The sequence below is a fragment of the Pseudoalteromonas sp. KAN5 genome, from assembly GCF_022846535.1.
Taxonomy (GTDB): domain Bacteria; phylum Pseudomonadota; class Gammaproteobacteria; order Enterobacterales; family Alteromonadaceae; genus Pseudoalteromonas; species Pseudoalteromonas haloplanktis.
The window spans coordinates 2,990,244-3,010,523 of the sequence record NZ_AP025589.1; the positions used below are offsets into that span (position 1 = coordinate 2,990,244).

At 41.0% G+C, this 20,280-nt stretch carries 17 protein-coding genes and 1 pseudogene; 2 read left to right on the forward strand and 16 right to left on the reverse strand.

Annotated elements, in window-relative coordinates; genetic code table 11:
- Nucleotides 1-194 precede the first annotated feature (194 nt).
- Together KAN5_RS13320 and KAN5_RS13325 are read right to left on the reverse strand one after the other, a co-directional pair.
- Nucleotides 195-4,154: a two-component regulator propeller domain-containing protein gene (locus tag KAN5_RS13320; protein ID WP_244389897.1), complete on the reverse strand. Its 3,960-nt coding sequence runs from the start codon at nt 4,152-4,154 to the stop codon at nt 195-197.
- Between the two features lie 159 nt (nt 4,155-4,313).
- Nucleotides 4,314-5,585 (reverse strand): MATE family efflux transporter, encoded by a 1,272-nt coding sequence (locus KAN5_RS13325; RefSeq protein WP_244389898.1) that lies wholly within the window; start codon nt 5,583-5,585, stop codon nt 4,314-4,316.
- A 39-nt stretch (nt 5,586-5,624) separates the two neighbouring features.
- Between KAN5_RS13325 and KAN5_RS13330 the strand changes: the two genes are divergently transcribed.
- Nucleotides 5,625-6,656, forward strand: a complete 1,032-nt coding sequence (locus KAN5_RS13330; protein WP_244389899.1) for a polysaccharide deacetylase family protein — start codon at nt 5,625-5,627, stop codon at nt 6,654-6,656.
- Here the strand turns inward: KAN5_RS13330 and KAN5_RS13335 are convergent.
- From KAN5_RS13335 to KAN5_RS13395, 13 genes and pseudogenes are all read right to left on the reverse strand, one after another.
- Nucleotides 6,653-7,684 carry a chemotaxis response regulator protein-glutamate methylesterase gene (locus KAN5_RS13335; RefSeq protein ID WP_138554587.1) on the reverse strand — a complete coding sequence of 344 codons (1,032 nt, stop codon included), beginning with the start codon at nt 7,682-7,684 and terminating at the stop codon, nt 6,653-6,655. The genes KAN5_RS13330 and KAN5_RS13335 overlap by 4 nt on opposite strands.
- Nucleotides 7,685-7,694: 10 nt before the next feature.
- Nucleotides 7,695-8,312 carry a chemoreceptor glutamine deamidase CheD gene (gene cheD / locus KAN5_RS13340; protein ID WP_016709026.1) on the reverse strand — a complete coding sequence of 206 codons (618 nt, stop codon included), beginning with the start codon at nt 8,310-8,312 and terminating at the stop codon, nt 7,695-7,697.
- The gene (locus KAN5_RS13345; protein ID WP_244389900.1) at nt 8,302-9,126 is read right to left on the reverse strand and encodes a protein-glutamate O-methyltransferase CheR; all 825 of its coding nucleotides are present in this window, start codon (nt 9,124-9,126) and stop codon (nt 8,302-8,304) included. The genes cheD and KAN5_RS13345 overlap by 11 nt, the downstream gene beginning before the upstream one ends.
- Before the next feature lie 125 nt (nt 9,127-9,251).
- Entirely contained in the window at nt 9,252-11,957 is a 2,706-nt protein-coding gene (locus KAN5_RS13350) for a methyl-accepting chemotaxis protein (RefSeq protein ID WP_138554589.1), read from the reverse strand.
- Nucleotides 11,958-12,004: 47 nt separating this feature from the next.
- Nucleotides 12,005-12,490 (reverse strand): chemotaxis protein CheW, encoded by a 486-nt coding sequence (locus tag KAN5_RS13355; protein WP_016709023.1) that lies wholly within the window; start codon nt 12,488-12,490, stop codon nt 12,005-12,007.
- A complete protein-coding gene (locus tag KAN5_RS13360; RefSeq protein WP_016709022.1) occupies nt 12,487-14,571 on the reverse strand; it encodes a chemotaxis protein CheA in 2,085 nt (694 codons plus the stop codon). The genes KAN5_RS13355 and KAN5_RS13360 overlap by 4 nt, the downstream gene beginning before the upstream one ends.
- Before the next feature lie 14 nt (nt 14,572-14,585).
- Complete coding sequence (locus KAN5_RS13365) at nt 14,586-14,948, reverse strand: response regulator (protein ID WP_016709021.1); 363 nt, start codon at nt 14,946-14,948, stop codon at nt 14,586-14,588.
- A gap of 9 nt (nt 14,949-14,957) precedes the next feature.
- On the reverse strand, nt 14,958-15,230 hold the full coding sequence (locus KAN5_RS13370; protein ID WP_016709020.1) for an STAS domain-containing protein: 273 nt from the start codon (nt 15,228-15,230) through the stop codon (nt 14,958-14,960).
- Between the two features lie 173 nt (nt 15,231-15,403).
- Entirely contained in the window at nt 15,404-16,030 is a 627-nt protein-coding gene (locus KAN5_RS13375; protein WP_244389901.1) for an SCO family protein, read from the reverse strand.
- Nucleotides 16,027-16,935 (reverse strand): heme o synthase, encoded by a 909-nt coding sequence (gene cyoE / locus KAN5_RS13380; protein WP_036981111.1) that lies wholly within the window; start codon nt 16,933-16,935, stop codon nt 16,027-16,029. Before cyoE ends, KAN5_RS13375 begins: the two co-directional genes overlap by 4 nt.
- An 8-nt stretch (nt 16,936-16,943) precedes the next feature.
- Nucleotides 16,944-17,933: pseudogene (locus tag KAN5_RS13385) on the reverse strand (COX15/CtaA family protein).
- Nucleotides 17,934-17,950: 17 nt separating this feature from the next.
- Nucleotides 17,951-18,445, reverse strand: coding sequence for a hypothetical protein (locus KAN5_RS13390; protein WP_016709016.1), 495 nt, complete (start codon nt 18,443-18,445; stop codon nt 17,951-17,953).
- Nucleotide 18,446: 1 nt separating this feature from the next.
- A complete protein-coding gene (locus KAN5_RS13395; protein WP_016709015.1) occupies nt 18,447-19,184 on the reverse strand; it encodes an SURF1 family protein in 738 nt (245 codons plus the stop codon).
- Between KAN5_RS13395 and KAN5_RS17565 the strand changes: the two genes are divergently transcribed.
- On the forward strand, nt 19,138-19,500 hold the full coding sequence (locus tag KAN5_RS17565) for a DUF2909 domain-containing protein (protein WP_308700769.1): 363 nt from the start codon (nt 19,138-19,140) through the stop codon (nt 19,498-19,500). The two genes, KAN5_RS13395 and KAN5_RS17565, sit on opposite strands and share 47 nt — an antisense overlap.
- Here the strand turns inward: KAN5_RS17565 and KAN5_RS13405 are convergent.
- The gene (locus KAN5_RS13405) at nt 19,400-20,275 is read right to left on the reverse strand and encodes a cytochrome c oxidase subunit 3 (RefSeq protein WP_016709014.1); all 876 of its coding nucleotides are present in this window, start codon (nt 20,273-20,275) and stop codon (nt 19,400-19,402) included. The genes KAN5_RS17565 and KAN5_RS13405 overlap by 101 nt on opposite strands.
- Nucleotides 20,276-20,280 lie beyond the last annotated feature (5 nt).

A 20,280-nucleotide genomic window follows, 5' to 3' on the forward strand; every position in this document is an offset into this window, starting at 1 on the left:
GATGGGTGTGACTATGGCTTGTACAAGAAAATGGCAAAGGCCGGGCCTACTCTCCAACCTCTGCCTAAGGAGAAATTTCATCTGCACGCAGTGTTTCAAGCGGTGCTAATGAATATCATAGAGCAGACTCTATAAAAATCCGCTCTCTATTACGACTAAAATGTTCTCTATAACGACAAATCATTAAAATTCAATCAATTAGAACACTGAAATTCTTTTGCAGTCATATTATATTTAGCTTTAAAAGTCTTTGAAAAGTGAGAGCGGGAGGTAAAACCAACTTTTTCAATAACTAAGTTTATTTGCTGACCCGTGCGAATTAACTCCGCCGCTTTAGTTAGTCGATAATCACGGATGTATTCTGTGGGAGATACATTAACGAGCACTTTTAATTTTCGCTGCAATTGTCGTTCACTTAAAGCGAGCTGTTTTGCACACATAGGCACAGTTAACTCGGGACGATGGTAGTTTTCCGCTAAAAACGTATCAATATTAATTAACAGCTGGGAATCTTTTGGATCTGTCATCGCGGTTGTCGCGTCTAGCTGCGAATGAGAACTGTGCGTTGTTCTTTGCTGATGATATTTGGCAACCCAATCAACCCAGTTATCAACTTTCACTAATAACTCAGCACGCTCAAATGGTTTCGTTATTACATCCATTGCATAATGGTTTAAACCTTTTAATTTACTATCGTGATCCCCTTTAGCTGTTAAAATAATTGCTGGGATATGACAGGTTACATGCGATCGGTGTAACTCTTGTAAAAGACTAAAACCATCCATTTCAGGCATCATTAAATCGGTAATAATTAGGTCAGGCACGTATTCAAGTAATAAATCCATCGCCACCTTACCATTTTCAGCAGTCAATACTTTATATTTAATACTGAGTTCGCTATGCAAGTAATGACGAAGATCATCGTTATCTTCAACCACCAATATGGTCGCCGTTTTATTACTGTTTGGGTTACTTGTAACTGGGGTAACATGCTGTAGCAACGCAGTTGTTCGCTTTGGTAATGGCGTAACTAAATCGAGCAATACCGTAAATTCAGTGCCTTTTAATAGCGTACTACTTAGTGTGATTTTGCCTTTATATTTATCAACAAGACGCTTTACTATTGATAAGCCTACGCCACTGCCTTCAATGTTTGAGTGACCGCTGGCACGATAGAACAAGTCATAAACTTTATCTCTTTCAACCTCTGCAATGCCGCGTCCGGTATCACGAACTGTAATTTTGACCTGCTGTGTTTGTCGTAAGACAATAAACTCGATCTCTCCTTGAGTTGTATATTTAAACGCATTACTTAATAGGTTACTAAAGATCGTAATCAAACCTTCGCGGCTGGCATTTACATACAGGCCATCGTCTATTTGGTAATCAAACTGCAATTGCTGCTCACCCAACACATTAAATTGAGCTGCAACTTCACGAGCGATTGCCGAAAGAGAAATATATTTGATCTCTTCAGCGCTACTTTCATCAAAACGTGTGAGGGTTAACAGCTTATCGACTAGGTTTTCCAACCGCTTCGCGTTTCGTAGTGCTAAATTTAGATTGTGTCTTTTTTTCTCATTACTTTCGTTAGCAAGCAGCGCTTGCAACGGCGCGACTAATAAGCTCAGTGGGGTCCTTAACTCATGTGAGGCATGAGTGAAAAAGCGTACTTTATTTTCTAATGTATCACTAAGTGCGCTTGCCTGCTGCTCGATAAGTGTTTTTTGCTGGGCTATTTCTTGAGTGCGCAGCGCCACAAACTCTTCCAATTCCGCTTTTTGATGCCTTAACCGACGCGTCCATAAAACAATACACAGCCAAATAGCAGCAATACCAACAAAAAAGTAGCCAATATAGAATACCCAAGAGCGCCACCAAGGGGTAAGTACATTAAAATTGATGAATACCGGAGCTAAGGCTTGCACACCCGTTTTAGAGAATGCTTCAACGATTAACTGATACTGCCCAGGAGGTAGGTTTGTGTAATCAATTTTTAAGTTGCTGCCCTGTGCGGTACGCCATTGCTGCTCGAAACCGGTTAAACGGTAACGATATTGGTTTTTGTCGGGTTCTAAGTAATGTAGGTAGTTAATCGTTAATGATACCCGCTGCACATCAGCAGCAATCTCTAACTGGCGGCTTTTCTCAATTTCATAATGCATCCCCAGCGCACTATCATACCTATTAACCAATGCGTTATCGTCAAAACTTAACGCTGTTAGCGCAAGCTTTGCGCTTCCCTGATTTTGCGTATGCTCCCCAGGCTGAAACACGGTCACCCCCTGTGTGCCACCAAAGAAAATCTGCCCAGTCTTACTTTTTAAATAAGCCCCCGCGTTAAATTCATTGCCCTGCAAACCATCTTTAGCTTGAAAATGAGTAATTTGATAGCTTTGACTGTCAATTTTAACTAAACCGTTATTTGTACTTAGCCACACATTATGCTGCTTGCCACTAAGTAAGCCGTAGACAACCTGATTAGGCAACCCTTGCTCAAGACCTATATGAATAATTTTTTCAGAGTCTGCGCTAAGAATATTAATGCCATCTGAGGTCGCCAACCACATATCATTATTGTCACGCCGTAAAAATGCACGCACTGTGTTATGACTCAATCCCATGCCATTTTCTTGCTTGGTATAATTGGTTAGTTGGTTACTCATAAAATCATAGCGGTAAGCTCCTTTACCATCAGTGGCAAGCCATAATTGCTGATCGTTATCTTGGTAAATACTGGTAACCCGTGGAGCCGTTATTATTAGGTTTGAATCACCTTGCTTAACTGCATAACTGATAAATTGTTGGGTCGTGCTATCAAAGCGAAATAAACCACCTCCATTAGTTCCTACCCATACATCATTATGTTTATCTACTAACAAACAATAAATACTATTTTCAGTCAAACCATGCTCGCCAATGCCTGCTTTATAAGAGATCAGTTGGCCTTGTTTAGTGATCACATCGATACCATCAGCCCACGTAGCAATCCATGTATTGCCCTGCTGATCTTGCGTAATAGCTTTAATGGCATTACTTGATAACGCCAAAGGTTGTGAATCTTTATCTAAATGTTTTATGCGATTAAATTGGCGATCCAGTATATCAATGCCACCTCCCCAGCTTCCGTACCAAATGCGTTGTTGCGGGTCTTCATACAAGGCCCATGCATCATTACTGGTGAGTGGATTAGGCTTTTTCAATTTATTAAAATTAAGGGTGGTTGGATCAAGCTTACTAATGCCATTGGCTGTACCAAACCACATAATGCCAGTTTGGTCCTGAAACACGCTATACACCCTATTGTGTGCAAGACTATAACGATCAAATGGATCGTGTTCTAAACGGCTAAACTGTTTGCTTTGTCGATCATAGATACTGACTCCAGCACCACGAGTTGCCAACCAAACGCGTCCTTGCTGGTCAAATGCAATATCGCGTACTTGATCGCTTGATAGCGAGTTGGCATTGTTGGGATCATGTCGCCAATTTTGATAACTGTTTTTGACTAAATCGATTTCATACACGCCACCACCTTGCGTAGCCAACCAAATATGTGAATCACTACTTTGTTTAATGGCAAAAATACTAGGATGAATTGGCACGTCACCAAACACCTTAAGTAAATAATCTGCTACAAAGTTATTTTCTTTTAGATCAAAATGATGCAGGCCATTACCATGTGTGCCAATCCAAATTATGTCTTTCACTATAGTGAGTGCATACACCGGCTTTAGTAATTCATTCGCAATGAGCTCAACTTCAGCGGTATTTTGGTTAAGCCGATATACCATGCCGTCAAAAGTACCAACTATCAGCCAGTTTTTATAATTAAGTAGCGCCGTAATACGTTTGTTTTCGAGTTGAGGGGAAGCAAACTGATAACTGAATAGGTTTAAATGATTCACCCCACCATGCCGAGTACCTATAAACAGTTGATTTTGGCTATCTAATAGCAAAGGGTAAATGTAATTATTAGAAAGTGAGTTGTTACTTTTCGCCGATGTTTTAAACACCTCAAACTGATTACCATCAAAACGATTTAAACCATCTTGAGTAGCAAACCACATAAACCCTTGTTGATCTTGCTGAATGTTGAATACTACACTTTGCGAAAGCCCTTCTTCGATGCCGTAATGTTGAAAGGCTGCCAAGGTATTTTCACATCGTACAAAACAGAAAATGCAAGCTAACACCAACAACCGACTTAGCATATTTTTCTCTACCCTTTATTTCAAACTTCAGCATAAAGAATAAGGATAGACGAAACTAAAAATTAACACACGTAATTAATAGTATGTACCGATAGAATTTTAACGAAGCAATTGATTAGCTCTTCGTAACTGCCTGTAGCGGGCAATTAAGGTTAAGCCCCTAAGCAACATAAAGCAGCTCATTGCTAACCACAAGCCATGATTTTGCCAATCACTAAATAGCCAAAACACGCCAAAAAAACCGACTAACGCTGAAAATACCATTGTATTACGCATATCTTTTGCACGCGTTAAACCAACAAAAATACCATCAAACAAAAAGCAACTCATTGCTGCAAGCGGCATAAAAATCAACCATGGTAGGTAGCTATTTGCCGCTTCAATAACTTTCGGTATATCGGTTAATAAAGTAATTATCTGCGAGCCTAACAAAGCAAAAAACACGCAGTACGCAAAGGCAAAAAGCGCCCCCCAAAATACACTAATTTTTACCCATAAGTGAACGCGTCGCGCACTCCCTTGGCCTTTTGCTTGCCCCACTTTTGCCTCACTAGCATAAGCGATGCCATCTAAAGCAAAACTGACTAACATTAAAAAGTTTAGCAATACCGCATTCACTGCCAAGGTTATCTCGCCAATACGGGCCCCATAGAAGGTCATAAAGCTAAAGCAAAGCTGCAAAATTAAGGAGCGAATGAAAATATCACGATTCAAACTTAACAGGGCCCATATTTGCTGTGCGCTAAACCAGCCACTAATAAGCAAGGGAACCGCCATTTTTCTTGCTAATTTAAACACTAAAAATAATGCAAAGATAAAGGCTATATAATCAGCAATCACTGACGCCCATGCAGCGCCAGCCACTTGCCAATCTAAAAACACCACAAAATAAATGTCTAATACAATGTTGGTAAGGTTGGTGACGAGTAATAAGTAAAAAGGCCCTTTGCCATAATGAACCCCCAGCATCCACGCTAATAACACTAAATTACAAAGTGCCGCAGGGGCACTGAAAATGCGAATTTCAAAATAACGATAGGCTTGCACAAGTACCTCATCACTGGAGCCAGAAAGGTAGGCTATGGCATGTTTGATCAGCCCTGATAAAGCAATTAATATAAACGCAACCATGAGCGCTAAAAGTAAGCTGCGCTTCAATAACCCTGCTAATTGGCGGTAGTCTTTTTTTCCGTAAGCTTGTGCAACTAACCCCGTAGTGCTCATACGTAAAAAACCAGCAAGCCAAAATAATAACGAAATTACAGTGGCGCCTAGCGCAATGCCAGCCAAAAAATGCGCGCTGCCAAGGTGGCCAATTACAGCAGTATCAACTAATCCTAACAGTGGCACGGTTATATTTGATAGTATCATTGGACCGGCTAACAACAGCAAGCTTTTATGGTGTGCTTTATGACGTTTAAGAAACTTTTTCACAGTGTATTATCAATCCTATTCTGGCTATCTTTACCTGCTCACAGCGCAGTTATTTTACAGTACCATCATGTCAGTGAAACCTTACCGGCGGTCACAAGTGTTAGTGCAGAAACCTTCACTGAACACCTAAATTATTTAAAAGACCATGATTTTAATGTCATCCCATTGAATGATTTACTGACAAGCTTACAACAAGGCCAAAGTTTACCAGATAAAACTGTCGCAATTACCTTTGATGATGGTTACAACAACAATTACGAACAAGCCGCGCCGATATTAGAGAAATTTAAATACCCTTACACCATTTTTGTTAATCCAAAATTGATTGATGAAGGTGAAGCTTATGTGATGGGTTGGGATAAACTCAGAGAGCTTGCCAAAAAAGGGGCACTGATCAGCAATCATAGTGCACAACATGATTACCTACACCATAAACTAGCCAATGAAACAACCCAGCAATGGCAAGTACGTATCAAACAGGATATTTTGTCATCACAACAACGTATAAAAGAAGAAATTGGTCATGATTATAAATACTTAGCGTACCCTTATGGTGAATTTAATAACCAATTACAAAGTTTAGTAAAGGAGCTGGGATTTATTGGTATTGGTCAACACTCAGGCGCCGTTAATAAAGAGTCTGATTTTAGCCGCTTACCTCGCTTCCCTGCATCTGGCTTTTATAGCAAGCTTGACACTTTAATCACTAAACTTAACTCTCGCGCATTTTCAATCCAAAAACTCAGTTATCTAGATAGTGTAACGAATGAAAACCCACCGCAAATTAGCATCCAATTTAATATGGACGATTTTCATAAAAGTCAGTTAGCATGTTATGTATCAGGAGTCGGTCAAGCAAAATTAATATGGTCGGCTGCAGATACCGTGGTAATAAATTCACCAAAACCGCTTGCTCAAGGTCGCTCTCGATTTAACTGTACAGCACCATCAATTAGTCACAAGGGTAGTTACTATTGGTTTTCTCAACCCTGGGTGATCGTCGATTAATGCTTAATTGCTTGACTCAATAACTGCTGAGCAACCCTATCAAGTGAAACAACATCTATAGCCGCGCCCAATTCAATCGCGGCTTTAGGCATTCCCCATACCACAGACGATAGCTCATCTTGCGCTACGGTATATGCGCCATGCTGTTTTAATGCTAGTAAGCCTTTCGCACCATCGTTCCCCATACCAGTCAATAAAGCCGCAATTGTATTTTTGGGACACACCTCAACCAGAGAATTGAATAATACATCAACCGCTGGGCGGTGGCGATTGACCGGATCGCTCTGATCAAGTTGGCAGTATAAACTGCTCCCTCGTTGTACCACACTCAAATGTTGATCCCCTGGTGCAATATATGCCCAGCCAGCGGCCAACTTATCGCCATGCTGCGCTTCTTTCACATTAATAGCGCAAGTTCGGTCCATTCGCTGCGCAAACGAACTGCTAAACACTGGTGGGATATGCTGAGTGATCACTATTGGCGGGCAGTTTTCCGGCATTCGTATTAATACTTCTTTGATAGCTTCAGTGCCGCCTGTTGATGCGCCAATTGCCACCACTTTTTTCAGGCTAAACTGGCTGTTATGTAATGTTTCTATTGGCTTAACTTCATTAAGCTTAAAAGCTCGTACTCGGGCTGCAGCGGCTGTACGTACCTTTTGTTGCACTACTTTTGCGTACTGGGTAAATTGCTTAGAAGCATTGACTGTTGGCTTCGCAATAAAATCAACCGCCCCTAACTCCAAAGCTTCCAAAGTGATAGGAGAACCTTTTTGCGTCAGTGTTGAGATCATTACCACTGGCATCGGTCTCAGTCGCATTAAGTTTTTCAAAAAACTAATGCCATCCATTTTTGGCATTTCAATATCTAAGGTGAGTACATCAGGATTAAGCTGCTTAATCATTGTTCGTGCTTGATAAGGATCTTCTGCGCTGCCTACAACTTCAAGGTCATCAGCCTGCTGCAAAATTTCAGTTAATACCCGTCGTATCAATGGCGAGTCATCAATTACTAGCACCTTGACCATACTAAGCCCCTTAGAATAACTCGATATCGGTTTTTGAATCTTGTTCTTCGATATGGTGTAAATAGCTGATTTCGCGTTTTTCGATTGCCTCACTGTGCATTTCACGCAATTTTTTCACCTGCACTCTCCCTGTTTGAGGATTAAAATTGACCTTGCGAGGCCAAGGACCACCCACATCATGTGACACTAAGTTTAACCCCTCTTCTTGTACATAGGAATGTGCAAAGCGAATATTACCAAGGCCTATATCAGTCATTGAGCGAATAATCTTCCCGCCACCAAATAATTTTATTTTTAAGTTTTGCCTCGATGCGCCATTTTTAAGTACTTCATTTATTAAAAACTCCATTGCCCAATTACCATAACGACAATTTAAATTATGTGCGCTAGTAGGCTCTGCACCTCTTTCAATAGGCAGCATAAAGTGATTCATACCACCAATACCTAACTTGTCATCATAAATACATGCAGCAATGCATGAGCCTAGCACCGTAGAAATAACTTCATCGTGTTTTGATACATAAAACTCACCGGGTAAAACTTTAGCGACGACTCGCTGCAGTCCTGAATCCCAAAAGCGTTTGATATGCTCAAAGCCATGCAATACAGGTTTAAAATTATGCTCCATAGCTCACCTTAAGGTACATCGTTTTGCCTAAATTTTTAAACTCACGATGTTCCTTCCCGATCGTTTCAGAGTGACCTAAAAATAAATACCCTTGCTCAGCTAAAATATTGCAGTAACGAGTAAATAGCTGATCTTTTGTTTGTTTATCAAAATAAATCACTACATTACGACAAAAAATCACATCAAAAGGTCCCTTCATCGGCCACTGCTGCAATAAGTTCAAACGCTTAAAGTGAATGCTCTGCTGTAACTCAGGTTTAACTTTGAACTGCTCGCCATCTTTGCTTTTTAAAAACCAACGCTGTAATTGCTGTCGTTCCAGTCCGCTAACATTCGCTGCAGTGTAAGTACCAGACTGCGCCTTTGCTAATACGTTTGAATCTAAATCTGTGGCTAAGATTTTCACATCCCAATCACCAGGAAATAAGCCATGCAAGGTCATAGCGAGAGAGTAAGACTCTTCCCCTGTTGAGCAACCAGCCGACCAGATCCGCACTCGTCGAGTACCTTTATTGGCAACTAATAACTTAGGCACTACGTGTGATTTTAAATAATCAAAATGATGTGGCTCTCGAAAAAATGAAGTCAAATTAGTGGTTAACGCGTTTATAAAATCGCTAAACTCTTGTTCTTTATGGTTCTGTAAATAAGCCAAATATTGCTTAAAACTTGTAAACCCTAAGGCTCGGATACGGCGCGCAAGACGTGAATAAACCATTTCCCGTTTATGCTCACCTAAAACAATGCCGCACGCCTGATAAACAATCGTTGCTATCTGTTTAAAGTCACTATCGGTTAATAAAAACTCTTTCATTACAGATACTCGTAATAGGCGCGTCAGCAATGCGGTTAAACGTTACAACAATGGTAAGTAAAGCCGTGATACAGCGTAACGCCTTTACTTACGTTATTGTTTTCGGGCATTTAGTTTACAGAAACTTAAAACTCCTCCCACTCATCTGTTGAATCGGCAAAATTATCGCCTCGTACCTTACTGCGAATATTAGTACTACGAATATTAGTACTGCGAGCTGGTGCAGTCACTGGTTTCACTGACGCCACAGTTGACTCGTGTTGCTCACTTATAGTGAAAAAATTAAGCAAGCGACGCATATCATTTGCTTGCTCAGACATCGACTCGCCTGCAGCTGAAGCTTCTTCGACCAGCGCTGCATTTTGTTGCGTCATTTCGTCCATTTGTGATATCGCTTTATTTACCTGCTCAATACCCGAGCTTTGCTCTTCAGACGCCTGTGCAATATCTGAAATCATTTCCGTTACTTTTTGTACTGCAACCACAATTTCTTTCAAAGTGGCGCCTGATTCGTTCACTAACAAAGTACCGTCTTCAACTTTACCAACACTATCGCGGATCAGTTCTTTAATTTCTTTTGCCGCTCCCGCTGAACGCTGGGCTAAATTACGCACTTCACCTGCGACCACAGCAAAGCCACGGCCTTGCTCTCCAGCTCTCGCCGCTTCAACTGCTGCATTCAGCGCTAATAAATTAGTTTGAAAAGCAATTTCATCAATCACACTAATAATATCTGCGATTTTCTTACTCGACTCATTAATGGCTGACATACTAGTTACCGCACGGTTAACAACCTCCCCTCCTTGTTGCGCTTTACTTTGTGTTTCTTCAGCCAGCTGATTGGCAACTTTTGCATTGTCGGCATTTTGTCTAACCGTGCTGGTCATTTGCTCCATGCTTGCTGCGGTTTCTTCTAATGATGAAGCTTGCTCTTCAGTGCGCTGACTTAAATCAGCATTACCTTGCGATATTTCTTCTGCTCCACTGGCAACTAGCGTAGCGGAGGTGTTTATGCGGTTTATTACTTCAGTCAATTTATCTGCTGTTGTATTGGCGTCTTGCTTTAATTTATTAAACGAACCTTGATAATCTTTTTCGATACGAATCGTTAAATCACCATTAGCTAACGCATCTAACATAGTTGCAGTATCTGATACGGCAGCATCAACGATAGAAACTAAACTATTTAGTCCTTGCGCTAAGCGTAGGAAGAAACCATTTTTATTGGCTTCTTCAACTCTTACTTGTAACTCCCCCTTACCTGCGGCACTTACTAAACCTGCCATTTCTTGTTCTATGGCGACTTCTGCAGTGCGATCCGTCCACTCCACAACCGTGCCAATACGTGTGTTCTCAGGCGTAAAAATAGGGTTGGCAATCAAGCCAAATGTTCTGCCACCTACTAGAATTTCTGTTTTATAGGTCGTTTCTAACTTAGCTAACATATTCCGTTGATGGGCTGGATTTTTATGGAACACATCGATATTTTGCCCCATTAGCTGACTACTATCAAAATGCGGTAAATCTTTACGTAAATCGGACTCTGCCACTTGCATCATTTTTAAGACGGCTTCATTCATATATATAATGTCGTTACTAGCATCAGCAATCATGGTATTGGTAGCAACGCGATCGAGAGCACGGCGCACTCGCAAATTTTCTTCTGCTTCGAGCTTTTCTTTTTCAGCCCGATTTACCTCATCAGTAATGTCTTGCCACTCAACAATAGTGCCAAGCCGTTCGCCATCGGTGCCAACCCAAGGAGTCGCAATCAAACTAAAAATAAGCCCTGCTAAGCGTAATTGTGCTTTGTGTGGCTGCTGTAACTCAGCCAGTAGCTGCCTTTGATGTTCTGGTTTTTTATGAAAATCATCAACACAAGTGCCCACTAGATTTGCGACCGAAAAACTTGGTAGTACAGTTTTAAGAGTCTCTTCGCGTGCTTGTAACATACGCTGCACTTGATCGTTAACGTAAACAATTTCTAAATTATTATCAGCTATCATCACATTGGCTTGGCATACTTGTAGAGCTTGGGAAAGTTGTGCGTCATGCAATGATTTTACTTCTGCTTGTTTTTGCGCAGTTATATCAGTAGCGTATTTAACAACTTTATAAGGCTTGCCAGTTAAGTCAAAAATTGGGTTGTAGGAAGCCTGGATCCAGATTACTGAGCCATCCTTTGCGATGCGTAAATATTCACCAGAGTCAAACTCGCCACGACTAAGCTTTTTCCAAAACTGTTGATACTCATCACTTTTTGAGTAGGCTGTTTCAACAAACATACTATGATGCTTACCGACAATTTCATCACTTTGATAACCTAAGGTCTGTAAGAAGTTTGCGTTAGCCGAAATAATCGTCCCATCAAGTTCAAATTCAATCACCGCTTGTGACTTATCAATAGCTTCAATCTGCCCTGCCGTTTCATGGGCTTTATTTTTTTGTGCGGTAATATCGCTGGCAAATTTAACCACTTTAGTGACTGCGCCAGTACTGTCTAGCACAGGGTTATAGGTTGCTTGTATCCACACATTACGGCCATCTTTAGCAATCCGCTTAAATTCATCTGAAATAAACTCACCCGCGCGTAAACGCTGCCAAAATGCTTGATACTCCGTGCTTTTAGCTTCATTCTCAGCAACAAAAATTGCATGGTGCTGCCCTTGAACTTCTTCAAGTCGATAGCCCATAACAGTTAAGAAATTATCATTCGCCGTTAAAATAACGCCACTTGGCTCAAACTCAATGACTGCGAGTGACTTATTTAACGCCTCAACAACCAAATCATTGTCAGATCTTGAATTTTTAGAATTGCTAAACCACCCCATGCCCTTCACCTTTTTGTTTATTTACATTTGCTTATTTAGTGAAGACACTAAATATCCATTGTTTTTTTCAGATCAAGTAACGCCACCATTTTTTCACCAACGTTAACCAATCCTGCTACGAATTCAGCATTTTCTGAATCTGTTAAACTGGGCACTGTTTTCGCATCTTGCTCTGCGATACTGTAAACATCCGACACAGCATCAACGACCACGCCCATAATTTTACTGTTTTGCGCAAAATGCACTTTCACTACTATCACTACGGTCAGCGGGCCATAATCTATTGCCGCTAAGCCAAAGCGTAATCTCAAATCTAAAATAGGCACTATGGTGCCTCGTAGATTAATGACTCCTTTGAGATAATCAGGAGCATTGGGGATTTCAGTGATCTCTTCCCAACTACGAATTTCTTGAACCGTTAAAATATCAACGCCATATTCTTCATCAGCCATAATAAAAGTTAAAAACTGCTTAACGCCTTGCGCTTGTTCCAGCACTATTTTGTTATCTACTTTGCTTTGCGCAGAGATCATGACGCCTCCAAACTTGCTTTCGATTCAATTATTAAATCTTGGCTTCCAGGCTTTCTTAGCCCCGACAATTTAATTAAGCCACTGATATCAACAATCAATGAAACGCGCCCGTCACCTAAAATAGTCGCACCCGACACACCATCCACTTTTTGGTAATTTGCTTCTAAGCTTTTGATCACCACTTGCTGCTGTGACAATAAATCATCCACTAATAAGCCTACTTTTTGATTGTCGCTTTCAACCACCACGAGTAAGGTTTTATCAAGCGTTTCTATTGCCCCTTGATGATTAAAAATAGTGTATAAGCGTAAGATCGGGATATATTCATCTCGTAGCCTAAGAACATCTAAATCCTTACCTACTCGACTCACTTTGCTGATATCAATTTGCAGTGATTCAACAATGGAAATGAGGGGGATAATATAGGTATGCTTCGCGACTCGAACTAGCTGACCATCTAAAATAGCCAACGTTAGCGGCAGCCTAATCGTAAATGTAGAACCAACACCTGCGGCAGATGACACTTCTACAGAGCCATTGAGGGATTGAATATTACGCCGGACTACATCCATTCCCACACCGCGCCCAGAGATGTCACTCACTTCATCCGCGGTTGAAAAACCTGGCATAAATATCAATTCATTAATTTCATCATCATCCAACTCATCCGTGTCGGAAACTAATCCATTAGCAACGGCTTTTTGTTTTATTTTTGCCGTATTCAGACCTTGTCCGTCATCCATGATTTCTATAACAATATTACCCCCTTGATGAAACGCATTCAGGGTTACCTTGCCAACAGGATCTTTACCAGCTGCTATGCGCTGCTCAACAGTCTCTAAACCATGATCTAAAGAGTTACGCACTAAGTGCACCATAGGGTCTGATATTTTCTCCATTACGGTCTTATCAAGCTCGGTCTGCTCTCCAAGTAGTTTAAGCTCGACTTGTTTATTTAACTTTTGCGAAATATCTCTTACTAAACGAGGAAAACGGCTAAATACAAAACTGATCGGGAGCATACGAATTCGCATAACGCTCTCTTGTAAATCTCGGGTGTTATGCGCTAATTGCGCTAAGCCTTCTTGCAAGGCAGCGATACTCGCTTCGGTGACCTCCTGCTCTCCAATCTGACTTAACATAGCTTGCGTAATAACCAACTCCCCTACCATATTGATTAATGAATCAACTTTATCGATGCCCACTCTGATTGAGGTTGATTCTGCTGCAGCTGGAGTCGTTACTTTAGCTACCGCTGCTTTGGGGCTCGGATTAACCGCAATAACCTCCGCGACTGCTGGCGTTGATGCAAGCTTTTCTGCTATCGATTCCTGCGCAGCGGGGGGCGGTTCTTCCTGTGCAAACAAACCACCACAGAGCGTGATATTAATATCAGCATCATCCTCAACCCATTCAAAAATTTCTCTAATTGCACTTTCATCTTTTGCCGTATTTAAAAAGAACCGCCAAGATAGGAAGCAATCATCGGCACTTAAATCAATAATATCAGGTATCTCATTATGAAAAGCATGGGTCTGTAAATCACCCAGCTCTGCAAGCTCACTGATCATATATAGTGGTTCATTACCGGTTTTAAATAAATGATGGTGAGGTTTAAAATCAATTTGATAAGTATTTAGTTCAGGTTCAGCAGGCTTACTTTTGGTTACAATTTGCTCGGTACCAGCCGGGGTCACTCCTAAGATTTGCTCAAATTTACTTCTAAGCTCATTCGCCTCTTCCAAATTAGGCGCTTGCTCTGCCTGTAGGGCACTAAGCAAAGCGCGTAAGCAATCCACAGATTTCAGTAATAAATTAACATGCTCAGCCGTAAGCGCTCGTTTTCCCTCACGGATTTGATCTAACAGGGTTTCTAGTACATGGGTAAAATCGGATACAGAGTTAAAACCAAATGTACCGCTTCCCCCTTTAATTGAATGTGCGGCACGAAAAATAGTATTGATTGTTTCTAAGTCTTCTTCGCCAGGTACTAAATTTAATAGCTCAGCTTCCATGGCATCTAAACCTTCAAGGCTTTCTTCAAAGAAAACTTCAAAAAATTGACTTAAATCTATACTCATACCCGTCCCCTAGATTAGCGAATAACTTTTTTTAAAACCGCTAATAATTGTTCAGGATTAAAGGGTTTAACTATCCAGCCTGTAGCCCCTGCTGCTTTGCCTTCAACTTTTTTATCCATGCCTGATTCAGTGGTTAACATCAACAACGGAGTAAATTTATAGTTGGGCAAAGTTCGTAATTCTCGGATCAAAGTAATGCCATCCATTACCGGCATATTGACGTCCGATATAACAGCATCGAAGCCTTGCTGTTTGGCTATATTTAATGCTTCACTGCCATCCTTTGCCTCTGTTACATCAAAGCCTGCTTTCTTAAGCGTAAACCCAACCATTTGGCGCATTGATGCAGAGTCATCCACGGCTAAAATTTTTTTCATATGTACCCCTTAGTCTGCACTCTCAAGTATTAAATATTCGCTTAGGCCTAAGCGGTTAATAGCATTTTTTAAAGGCTCACTTTGCCCAATCCAAATAATTTTATGATGAACACATAGCAAGTGTTTTTGCAAAGCACATAACAGTTGAACTGAGGCAGTATCTGCGCGCACAACTTCGCTAATATCCAGACACACATCATCATTGCTGTGCAATTCTTGTAATAAATCTTGGTGTAAATTTTCAACTTGGGTGATTGCTAATTCTGCGGGAAGCTTCAACATTTTTTAGCACTTTCCATGTTTAACCAATTCATAACAAAAGCTTAGACTGAGTTAGTGAAAATGCCATAAATGCGTTAAAAAAAGAGTAAGTTTATTTATCTAGGAGGAAATAAAATGCACAAAAAAGGGGCTAACGCCCCGTTATAATCATCGAAAACATACTAATAACCCATTTATTTATAATGTTCAGCAATCAATTTAAATTCTGTTATTAATAATTTCGCATTAATTAATGGCACACTGCCTTGCTTAAACTCAGGTTTAAATATCGCCCTAACAGCGCCTTGCGGATCAACCATCGCGATTGAAGCACTGTGATCAACCGCATATTCTGGCTCATCGCTATCGCTAATTGCGTAAATGAGACCCAACTCTCTTACCAATGGAAATAAGTCTTTATGCTCTCCAGAAACGGCTAAAAAATCAGGGTTAAAGTAATCAATATAAGCTTTGCGTTTGGCAGTTGTGTCACGTTTTGGGTCAACGGCTAAAAACCAAATTTGCAATGGGTACTCATCATGCAAGGCGTTATAAACGCTTTTCAATTTTGCTAATGTCAACGGGCAGATATCAGGGCAACTGGTATAACCTAAAAAAACTAAATTCCACTGCCCTTGTAAAGTTTGTTTATTCACTGGCTGAGCATTTTGATCTTGCAGGGTAAAGTCACTCAAAGGCTTGGCTTGCTCATACACCAAAGCTTCAACCTCTGGCATAGAATTATCACTACAAGCTGCCAACAACAATAAACTTAATGCTCCCCAGATACCACGCCCACACCTAACTGCTAAGCTATTCATATAACAAACCATTTATCAATAAATAAGGCGACAAAGAGTAACATTAAATGCACAATCGAAAAACGAAATAAATCCATAGCGGTATCGTCATTTCCTGCCAATTTAAGTTTTACTGCCTTGTAAGTAAATATGCTATTGAGCAAAGTCGCCGCTACCAAATAAATAACCCCCGACATGCCAATCAAGTAAGGCAACACGCACACTAAAGTAAGTAATACTGAATAAGCAACTACACAGGTTTTACAAAAGTCTATTCCATGAGTAACGGGTAGCATAGGGATTTTAGCGCGCTCATAATCGCTTTTACGCGCGATAGCCAATGCCCAAAAGTGAGGAGGGGTCCAAGTAAATATGATCATCACTAGTAACCATGGCGCAGCAGCCATTTGGCCGGTTTCAGATACCCACCCGAGTAATGGCGGCATCGCCCCAGCAAGCCCACCAATAACAATATTTTGTGGTGTTGCACGCTTTAAAAATGACGTATAAATAAACGCGTAACCCACGAGCGCAAATAAGGTCAATATTGCTGTAAGTGTATTAGCCCAAACCACCAGCATTACAAAGCCACTAACACCAATCACTGCTGCAAAGCTTAATGCATGAAACTTAGATAATCGCCCTTTCGCCACTGGCCTATGACGAGTTCGCGCCATTTTGCTATCTATTTCACTATCGACCACATGATTGATCACCGCCGCTGCAGCAGATAAAAAACCGATCCCCAATAAACTAATAAACTGTACGCCAATACCGCGGCCAACATCTGGCGCTAGCGCTAAGCCAACCCATGCAGTAAGCACCAGCATAGCAACCACTTTAAATTTACTAATCGCTAAATAATCATTTATTAAGCCGCTAATTTGGCCGGGTGCTAACTTTGTTATTGCTATTAATTGTGTCATAACTACCCCTAAGTACGTGCTTTTAAGTAAAAACATAAACGAACTACCGTTAATAATAGTATGGCAGCCATTAGGTTATGCGCCAGTGCTACTGCTAACGGAAAATGCCAATGCACAACCGCCAAGCCCAAACAAATTTGGCACAACAATGCGACCAATACTGCAACGCAGCACTGTTTAATTTTTTTGATATTGCACGGCTATAAATACGCCACATGATCAGCGCTAACACGACACAAGTAACTAACGCCCAAATTCGATGTAATAAATGAATCGACATTCTAGCTTGCTGCGATAGCACACCATATTCATACGTGCTGTGCTCTAACGGCAGTTGAAACACACTGCTCAGTGAAAACGGTTGTCCGTAACTACACAGCGGCAACCCATTGCAATGTGGAGCTGCGTAATTAGCAGCGAGCCATCCTCCCAGTGCAATTTGCATTATCAGCACCACTAAGCCCACCAAGCTAAGTGTAAAGTAGCGTCGTGCAACTGCATCCCCCCCCAGTAATTGGTTTCGCTGTTAGCCGCAGATACAGCAATGTAATTAATGACAAAATACTAAATCCACCTAACAAGTGGCCCATTACGATTAATGGCTGCAAATTCATAGTGACTGTCCACATGCCAAGTACGGCTTGAAAAACAACCAAGACAAGTAATAAAAATGGCAACTTAACTGGCATTACTGGATGCTGACGCTTTATAAGAGCAACAATAAACAACGCCAAAATAAGCAACCCAAGAGTACCGGCGAAGTAGCGATGGATCATTTCTTTCCATGCTTTTGCCTTTTCAAACATCATATCTGGGTAAGTTTGCTCAACATGAGCTAAATCAGCCTCATGTTTTGGCACAGTTAAAAAACCATAACAACCAGGCCAGTCAGGACATCCTAATCCCGCATCACTAAGGCGCGTATAGGCACCTAAGCCAACAACTAAAATTGATAACAGAAAAGTGGCTAACACTAAGTGCTTATAATTTTTATACATAGTTAACACTCCCTTGATCAGCTAGAACGCGAATAGTTAAGTAATTTTTTTAAATCTTGGAGCAAGCCTTTTTGCGTTAAACGGTTCTGTTGTGGTTCTTCACGATACGGGTATTGCAAAACCACTAAGCCCATATGATCGATTAAATATAAGCTGGCTGGTGTCAGTTCCTCAATACCGGCTAGTTGCGGCCAAGTAGAGGAGGCTTGCTGCGTGGCGCCTAAAATAACCATATCAACCTTGCCTTGGTTTTTACCTAGCGCAATATATAGGTTATCTAGTGCTTGCAACTGCTCAGCGCATGCCTGCTGGCAGTGCTTTGGATGGTTTAAAGCAATCGTCCATTGCTTATGCTCTGAGTTTTTCCAATCTTTAATTTTTACTTCAGTAGTTAAAAACTCACCATTATTCGTCGATGTCGAAGGCATCCAGTCTAGCTTTAATGCTAAATAAGCCAGAACTAAAGGCACTAAACAGCAACCAATAAAAATAACCATAGGTTTATTTTTCATGTTAATTCCTTCTTTTACTCGCAAAAACAGTGACCACCACACATGCCAAAGCAATTAATAGCCATTGCACAGCATAGCCATAATGCTTTTGCGGGCTCATTACTACAGCTTGATAATGCGGTATACCTAACTCATCACCTAAACCTTGCCGATAACCAATAAAATCAGCCATTGCTTGTTCTGCTTGTTGAGTGAATAATTGTAAATCAATGGTTTGTACCCGCTTTGGCCAACGGCCATCCTCAGGTTTTATTGCTGCGTTATCTAAGGTGAAACCACTAAGCTTCCCCTGCTTGAGTTGAACATTGATTGTGATAGGTTTACTCGGTAGCGTTATAGACGGTAACTGTTCTCGTGACACCGGCGCTTTAACCCAACCAAAATTAATTAATAGAGGCACCTTGCTAGTAGTAGGCTTAAATAGCATTAGCACATCATAGCCAACTTGCCCTTGATACACTTGATTATCTAATAACCAATAACCATCACCGTTTATCCTGCCAGTTAAAGTCGCCTGCACGCCGGTTTTATTCCAATCATTAGGCAATGCCTGCACTTGTGACCATTGCATCAGCCCTTGAGCTTGCACACTGGCAATATGAGTAAGTTGCTGTGTTTTGGCTTGTGCTCGTTGAACTTGCCAATAACTTAATCGCAAACACACCATTACCACAACGATCACCACGCAAACGATGAAAATTGAGCTAAGCTTTTGTTTACGCCATAAAATTAGCTGCATAAAGGTGAACCCAGTGATTATTAAAATTATTATCGTACTGTTGTTATTGTTTATACTTTTTAACTTATTTAGAGCATTATTTATTATGGTCTCAGGTCGAAATAATGGGCGGCCAATGTCATACTATTTAGGCCGCCGCGTGTTATTTTCCGTCCTAGTACTTATCGTTGTAATTGCTGCACTTAAACTCGGTTACATCTACCCCAATGCCAACCCTACAACACATATACAAACACAAATAAACATAACCAAACCACATCAACAAAATGCCAGTACCAAGCTGCAGCTTGAAATGCAAAATGCTTATCTGGGCTAAAATGACCTTTTAAAATTCTAAACAATACCACTAGCAAAATAATGGTACCGAGGGTCACGTGCATGCCGTGAAAGCCGGTTAATAAGAAGAACGTATTGCCATAAACTCCAGCATCTAAAGTTAGCCCTAAGTCTTTATAAGCGTGAATATACTCAGCGACTTGCAAACCTAAAAATACAACGCCTAGCAAAATAGTGAGCCCTAAAAAAGCTTTTAATGGCCCACGTTTATTGTTTTCCATTGCCACATGCGCAAAGTGTAGTGTCACCGAAGAGGAAAGTAAGATTAATGTATTTATTAATGGTAAGCCCTGCCAGCCCATCGCTTGGGTGGTTCCCCCAGCAGGCGTTGTTACCAACGGCCACACTGCTTCAAATGTTGGCCATAAAACCTCATTAGTCATGGCGTTGTTACCCGCACCACCTAACCAAGGAACGGAGATCATTCGCGCATAAAACAAGGCACCAAAAAAGGCCATAAAAAACATTACTTCAGAGAAAATAAACCAGCTCATTCCTTGGCGAAATGAGCGGTCCATTTGTGCTGAATATAACCCTTGATGTGATTCTTCAATCACATTCTTAAACCAACTAAACAGCATGTAGAACAAAATGGCTATACCAGCGTAAAGAATATAATGGCCATTGCCAGCTTCAGAGCTTGCCTGCATAACCGTCAGTGCCGCGCCTACAGCAATTAAAAACATCGCCACAGCGCCGACAATAGGCCACGGGCTTTGTGCTGGCACATAATATTTATCGTAATTTTGATTCATCTCGT

Excerpts from the sequence above, each read along its gene's own strand:
- KAN5_RS17565 (WP_308700769.1), top strand. The coding sequence starts at position 19,138 with ATGAAAATTGAGCTAAGCTTTTGTTTACGCCATAAAATTAGCTGCATA.
- KAN5_RS13390 (WP_016709016.1), bottom strand. The coding sequence starts at position 18,445 with ATGAAAAATAAACCTATGGTTATTTTTATTGGTTGCTGTTTAGTGCCT.
- KAN5_RS13335 (WP_138554587.1), bottom strand. The coding sequence starts at position 7,684 with ATGGTCAAGGTGCTAGTAATTGATGACTCGCCATTGATACGACGGGTA.
- KAN5_RS13375 (WP_244389901.1), bottom strand. The coding sequence starts at position 16,030 with ATGAATAGCTTAGCAGTTAGGTGTGGGCGTGGTATCTGGGGAGCATTA.
- KAN5_RS13370 (WP_016709020.1), bottom strand. The coding sequence starts at position 15,230 with ATGTTGAAGCTTCCCGCAGAATTAGCAATCACCCAAGTTGAAAATTTA.
- KAN5_RS13325 (WP_244389898.1), bottom strand. The coding sequence starts at position 5,585 with ATGATACTATCAAATATAACCGTGCCACTGTTAGGATTAGTTGATACT.
- KAN5_RS13350 (WP_138554589.1), bottom strand. The coding sequence starts at position 11,957 with ATGGGGTGGTTTAGCAATTCTAAAAATTCAAGATCTGACAATGATTTG.
- KAN5_RS13360 (WP_016709022.1), bottom strand. The coding sequence starts at position 14,571 with ATGAGTATAGATTTAAGTCAATTTTTTGAAGTTTTCTTTGAAGAAAGC.
- KAN5_RS13395 (WP_016709015.1), bottom strand. The coding sequence starts at position 19,184 with ATGCAGCTAATTTTATGGCGTAAACAAAAGCTTAGCTCAATTTTCATC.
- KAN5_RS13355 (WP_016709023.1), bottom strand. The coding sequence starts at position 12,490 with ATGATCTCTGCGCAAAGCAAAGTAGATAACAAAATAGTGCTGGAACAA.
- KAN5_RS13405 (WP_016709014.1), bottom strand. The coding sequence starts at position 20,275 with ATGAATCAAAATTACGATAAATATTATGTGCCAGCACAAAGCCCGTGG.
- cheD (WP_016709026.1), bottom strand. The coding sequence starts at position 8,312 with ATGGAGCATAATTTTAAACCTGTATTGCATGGCTTTGAGCATATCAAA.
- KAN5_RS13345 (WP_244389900.1), bottom strand. The coding sequence starts at position 9,126 with ATGAAAGAGTTTTTATTAACCGATAGTGACTTTAAACAGATAGCAACG.
- KAN5_RS13330 (WP_244389899.1), top strand. The coding sequence starts at position 5,625 with ATGACGTTTAAGAAACTTTTTCACAGTGTATTATCAATCCTATTCTGG.
- cyoE (WP_036981111.1), bottom strand. The coding sequence starts at position 16,935 with ATGACACAATTAATAGCAATAACAAAGTTAGCACCCGGCCAAATTAGC.
- KAN5_RS13365 (WP_016709021.1), bottom strand. The coding sequence starts at position 14,948 with ATGAAAAAAATTTTAGCCGTGGATGACTCTGCATCAATGCGCCAAATG.